Source organism: Lysinibacillus sp., from assembly GCF_032093475.1.
GTDB classification, from domain to species: Bacteria; Bacillota; Bacilli; order Bacillales_A; family Planococcaceae; genus Lysinibacillus; species Lysinibacillus irui.
Genome location: NZ_DAMDAY010000188.1, coordinates 1 through 5,431 on the forward strand (window position 1 = coordinate 1; position 5,431 = coordinate 5,431).

The window sequence follows — 5,431 nt, forward strand, 5'->3', positions numbered from 1 at the left end:
ATACAAGAAATAAATGACGAAGATATAAAAGTGAAAACAGCCAATGGACATATTTTTACTGGGCGAAAGCAACAAAGCTCTCCAACTTTAACGCATATGATTGGAGACAAAGTATTTATTTCAATTCGTCCGGAATCTATTCATTTAGGTGTTGGTGATAACACCTTAACAGGGAAAATTACCTTCGTTGAATTTACAGGTATAAGCGTGAATTACATTGTGGATTTTACTGCATTTTCACTCAAAGTAATGATTATCAATTCTTATGACCACATAAAAAAGCTCGGTGAAGACATTACAATCAATATTGCGCATGACTCACTATATTTTTTAGGAGAATAGGAGGAAGCCAATATGGAAAAACAATCTATCAATGCCCCTCACGAAAGTATCTGGACACGAATTTTTCAATCCAATTGGTTTGTCTATGTGTTAATAGCGCCACTATTTTTAGTGTTGTTCGCCTACGTGGTTTATCCCTTCTATCAAACGTTTATTCAAAGCTTTGCTGGTGATGAGGCTCTCTTTCATTATAAGAAGTTTTTTAATGTAGCTAGCCCTGCAAACTTAGAGGCTTTATGGACCAGTATCTACATTTCCATTATTAGTGTCATTTGCTGCGCAATTGTTGGGGTAACGATGGCCTTTTTACTTGAACGCTATAACTTCCCAGGTAGACGGATCCTGTCCATTTTAGTATTAGTTCCTATGGCTCTTCCTCCCCTAGTGGGTGTGTTATCCTTTTCTTTCTTGTACGGGGATAGTGGTATTTTCCCTCGAATCTTTCAGCATTTATTTGGTTTAGATCATGTACCATTTTCATTGAAAGGCATTTGGGGAGTTATCGTCGTCCATACATTCACGATGTATACCTACTTTTATTTAACCGCTTCGGCTGCAATTAAGGGGCTAGATCCTGCTCTAGAAGAGGCTGCAACAAGTTTAGGCGCAGGCCGTATTCGCGTATGGACAAAGGTTATTTTGCCGATGCTAACACCTTCCATTGTCGCCTCATCCTTATTAGTGTTTATGATTTCAATGGCTTCTTATACTGCTCCATTAATGTTTGGTGTAGAACGCACAATGACGATGCAAATCTATTTATCTCGAACGAATGGAAATCTTGAGATGGCTGCAACTCAGTCGATGATTTTATCCTTTGTATCTATTACTTTTTTAATCATTATGCGTTGGTATCAAAATCGGAGAAATTATCAAAATCTCAGTAAGGGAATTAGTGTTCATCGTTCAGAGGTATCCTCTAAGAAAATAAGAGTTTTGGCAACCATCGCCTCTTTTGTTGGCACATTAATATTAATTTTACCGATTTTAGTTCTGATATTGATATCCTTTTCTGTAGACGGTGCTTGGAAGACACAAATTCTTCCAACAGACTATACAATTGATCATTATATTGCCCTTTTTACTGATGAACGCACATGGCGACCTATTTGGAATTCAATACAAATGGGTGTCGTCGCAACAATCGGCAATATTATCTTTGGTGTAGCCGCAGCGTATGCGATGGTTCGCTTAAATTTTAAAGGAAAAACATTACTCGATATTTTGATTATGGTGCCTTGGGCTTTACCAGGGACAGTAGTTGCAGTCAATTTAATCGCTGCCTTTAGTACCGAAAGTATTTTTAGCTTTAATCAAGTATTGATCGGTACATTTTGGATTTTACCATTAGCCTATTTTATTCGACATTTACCACTTGTTTTTCGATCGACATCCGCTTCTCTTGTACAACTAGATCAATCGATTGAAGAGGCATCTCGTGGCTTAGGCGCCAATTGGTGGTATACATTTAGACGTATTGTCGTTCCTTTAACATTCACCGGTATATTAGCAGGGACACTTTTAGCCCTCGTACAAAGCTTCGGTGAGTTTGTTGCATCCATTCTAATTTATAGTACATCCACTATTCCATTGTCTGTAGCAATCTTCCAAAAATTATATGCATTTAAATTTGGGACCGCCTGTGCTTATGGTGTCTTACAAATTTGCTTAATTTTAGTTGTCCTTATTATTTCTGAAAAATTATCAAAGGGCAGTGCTGGTACAGCCATCTAGCTGCCATCTATTAGGGGGCCATTACAATGTTTGAAGATTTTCGCAACAAAACACAGCTTGAGGATGGGATGATCTTCCCTTCTAACATCTATCGAAAAATTGTCTTACAGCCAGCTTATGATGAGGCGAAAAAAAATTTTTTATCCATTATGCTACAAATTAATATTGCACATTTAAAAATGTTAGAAGAACAAGGACTTGTAAAAAAAGATGAAGCGAAACAGATTGGGGCGGCTCTAAAAAAAATAGACTTAAATTATTATCGTTTAGAGGATTACAGTCCCCAATACGAAGATTTATTTTTCCGCATTGAAAATAAATTAATAGAGCTTGCTGGTGATGTTGCTGGAAATCTTCACATTGGTAGAAGTCGGAATGATATGGGCATCGCCATCTATCGAATGACATTAAGAAAAAAATTATTATTATTAATGCGTGAGTTACTAACATTACGTGATGATTTAATTGCTGCTGCAGAGGAACATGTGGATACGATCATGATTGGCTACACACATACTCAGCAGGCTCAGCCTACAACCTTTGCCCATTATTTAAAAGCTGTTATTGATCAGCTTGAGCGTGACTTTGAGCGAATGCAGCATGTCTATAAAACTGTCAATCGTAGTAGTATGGGAGCAGCTGCCTTAACGACGACAGGCTTTAATATTAGTAGAGAACGTATGCGTGAATTACTGGCATTTGATGACATTATCGAAAATGCGTGGGATGCTGTTGCAGGTGCAGACTACATTGCAGAAGCTGCAAGTATTGTACAGCTTGCTGCGCTAAATCTTGGTCGTACATCTCAGGATTTTTTATTATGGGCTACACAGGAGTTTAACGCATTTACTCTAGCGAGTCCGTATGTACAAATTAGCTCTATTATGCCTCAAAAGCGTAATCCTGTTTCCATAGAGCATACACGCTCATTACTATCTGCTGTTGTTGGCGATACGGGCACAGTATTACAGATGGTACATAATACACCATTCGGAGATATCGTCGATACTGAGGATGACATGCAGCCTTATTTATGGCGTGCCATCGATCGCTTACTAGGTATTTACAAATTATTTGGTTCTCTCGTTGTCACAATGGATGTCAATAAGAAGAAGTTAAGAAGTCGTGCGGAAAATAGCTTTGCCAATGTTACAGAACTTGCTGATACGTTAGTACGTTCGGAAGGAATCTCGTTTCGACAAGCACATAGTATTGTTAGTAAATGTATAAAAGTTTTACTTGCTCATGGCGAGGAATCGCTAGCAAGCCTTACGTGGGGCCTTGCTAATACCCAATCTAAATTAATTACAGGAAAAGAATTAACTATTACAGAAGAGGATTTTTATAAGACATTAAAACCAGAATCTTTCGTTGGTGTACGAACATTACCAGGTGGTCCAGCTCCAGCCACTATGAAAGCAGCTCTAGAACGTTCAAAGATGAATACTCATACCCTTTATGAATGGGTACGCTTAAAGGAAAATGGCATTATCGAAGCGGAAAAAATCTTATCAACATTTCTAGAGGAATGGAATCAATGAAGAAATGGCTTCTGATTGTTGATGGTGGGGCGACAAAAACAGCATGTGCATTAGTTCATGCGGAATCTGGTGACATTCCTTATTCTACATCCACTAAGGGGTCTAATTATCAAGCAATTGGTGTCGAATCCGCTACAGCAATATTACAGGGACTTTTAGCAAATATAAAAACATTTTTGCAAAAATTCCCCCGTTCACAAATTGCTGTAGCAACCTTTGCTTTAGCTGGTATTGATTCTCCTAAAGATCATAAAACGGTAACGGCAATCGTTCACAAGGCTCTTGCGGCCGCACAGCTACAAATTGATACACTGATTATTGAAAATGATGCAGAAGCAACTCTACTTGGTGTGACTGCTGGACAGGCAGGTGCATTACTCATTGCTGGCACTGGAGCCATCGCCTATGCCTATGATGGACAGCAAATTGTTCGTGCTGGGGGATGGGGACATCGAGCTGGGGATGAGGGGAGTGGTTATTGGTTAGGGCAAGAGGTTGTAAGGGCTATATTTAAAATGGAAGATGGGCGTGGTCAACCAACCTTATTAAAAGATGCTGTCTATCGTTCTTTAGGTATCCAAGATATAACTGAGCTAGCGGAATGGTTATTTCAGCCTTCTTATACTAATGCACAATTGGCTAAGATGGGCTCCTTTGTGGCTAAAGCAGTCGAACAAGAAGATGCTTGTGCCATTCACATTTCGCAACAAGCTGCTCATGAACTAGCCCTTCTAGCAAGTGCCGTGGTAAAAAAAATTGGCTATCAGAATGGTCCTTTTTCACTTTATTGTAATGGAGGCGCCATTAAGCATAATCCACTCATTTTAAAAACCTTTTCAGAACAAATTGCCTTAACATATCCTCAAATTTCTATTACGCTTTGTCAGCATCAACCTATTACTTATCTGATTGAACGAACAAAAAGGGCCTATGACTGTTTATAAGTCATTGCCCTTTTCTTATACCGAAAAATTAGAGTGCCATTCTCTTTAATTCATTTGTTGTAAAATATAGATAGCCATCCTTCACAAATAAATCTTTCGTTTCCTCTCTATTTAATACCTGCTCCCCACTGCCATCTGGACGAATTTTCGTTAAATATGCCCCTCGTGAATAATTACTAAAATAGAGCCAACCATCCGAATAAACGATGTATTGTGCGCGAGAATCGGTGACACGCTTCGTCTTACCGGTCTTTATATCAAATACATATAGCTTATTATTATCAGAGATATTACTAAAAAATAACTGATCTCCAACCTGTGCTGAAAAATCCATATCATGATAGTTATTATAAAGTGTACTAGTTGCTTTTGGATAGTCTTCAGCTATCCATGAGTGATCTTTCGCCATTGTGCGATCATCTACCAAAAAGTATTGATAACGTATAGCTCCCTTGCGATCAGGTACTGGATCATTCCATGTCGTATCGAGATGATACCATTGACCATCTAGTTTGACTAAATTCCACGCATGTCCCTCTTGACCGACATAACCTACGATATATTTCGTTTCAATGCCCAGTTTTTGAAGCATTGAATGTGCGAGTAAAGCATAGCCTTGACATACCCCTCCATGCTCAGCAAGAACCGTATAAGCACTATGCGGACTTGAATTTGTTTGATCCGTATAAGAAGTATTGGCAACAATATAGTCGTTGACAGCTCGTACCTTTTCTACTTCTGTCATCGAATCTTTACTTATTTTGGCGATAATATCTTGAACATTCATCTCCACATATGCTGCCTGCTCTGGTGTCATTAAATAGCTCTGTTCTCCAAAAACAGTAGCCTTATTCCGTCCATATTCATATC

5 protein-coding genes are annotated in these 5,431 nt (G+C 38.6%); 4 read left to right on the top strand and 1 reads right to left on the bottom strand.

Features of this window, described 5'->3' with window-relative positions; translation table 11 throughout:
- From RT445_RS22895 to RT445_RS22910, 4 genes are all read left to right on the top strand, one after another.
- On the top strand, positions 1-342 hold a 342-nt coding region (locus tag RT445_RS22895), incomplete at its 5' end, for a TOBE domain-containing protein (RefSeq protein WP_313471662.1).
- Positions 343-354: 12 nt separating this feature from the next.
- Positions 355-2,076, top strand: a complete 1,722-nt coding sequence (locus RT445_RS22900; RefSeq protein ID WP_274795206.1) for an ABC transporter permease — start codon at positions 355-357, stop codon at positions 2,074-2,076.
- A gap of 26 nt (positions 2,077-2,102) precedes the next feature.
- Positions 2,103-3,617 carry an argininosuccinate lyase gene (gene argH / locus RT445_RS22905; protein ID WP_312507187.1) on the top strand — a complete coding sequence of 505 codons (1,515 nt, stop codon included), beginning with the start codon at positions 2,103-2,105 and terminating at the stop codon, positions 3,615-3,617.
- The gene (locus tag RT445_RS22910) at positions 3,614-4,561 is read left to right on the top strand and encodes an N-acetylglucosamine kinase (RefSeq protein ID WP_312507186.1); all 948 of its coding nucleotides are present in this window, start codon (positions 3,614-3,616) and stop codon (positions 4,559-4,561) included. Before argH ends, RT445_RS22910 begins: the two co-directional genes overlap by 4 nt.
- 28 nt (positions 4,562-4,589) lie before the next feature.
- On the opposite strand, the gene RT445_RS22915 is transcribed toward RT445_RS22910, so the two are convergent.
- On the bottom strand, positions 4,590-5,431 hold an 842-nt coding region (locus RT445_RS22915; RefSeq protein ID WP_313471664.1), incomplete at its 5' end, for a transglutaminase domain-containing protein.

Excerpts from the sequence above, each read along its gene's own strand:
- RT445_RS22900 (WP_274795206.1), top strand. The coding sequence starts at position 355 with ATGGAAAAACAATCTATCAATGCCCCTCACGAAAGTATCTGGACACGA.
- argH (WP_312507187.1), top strand. The coding sequence starts at position 2,103 with ATGTTTGAAGATTTTCGCAACAAAACACAGCTTGAGGATGGGATGATC.
- RT445_RS22910 (WP_312507186.1), top strand. The coding sequence starts at position 3,614 with ATGAAGAAATGGCTTCTGATTGTTGATGGTGGGGCGACAAAAACAGCA.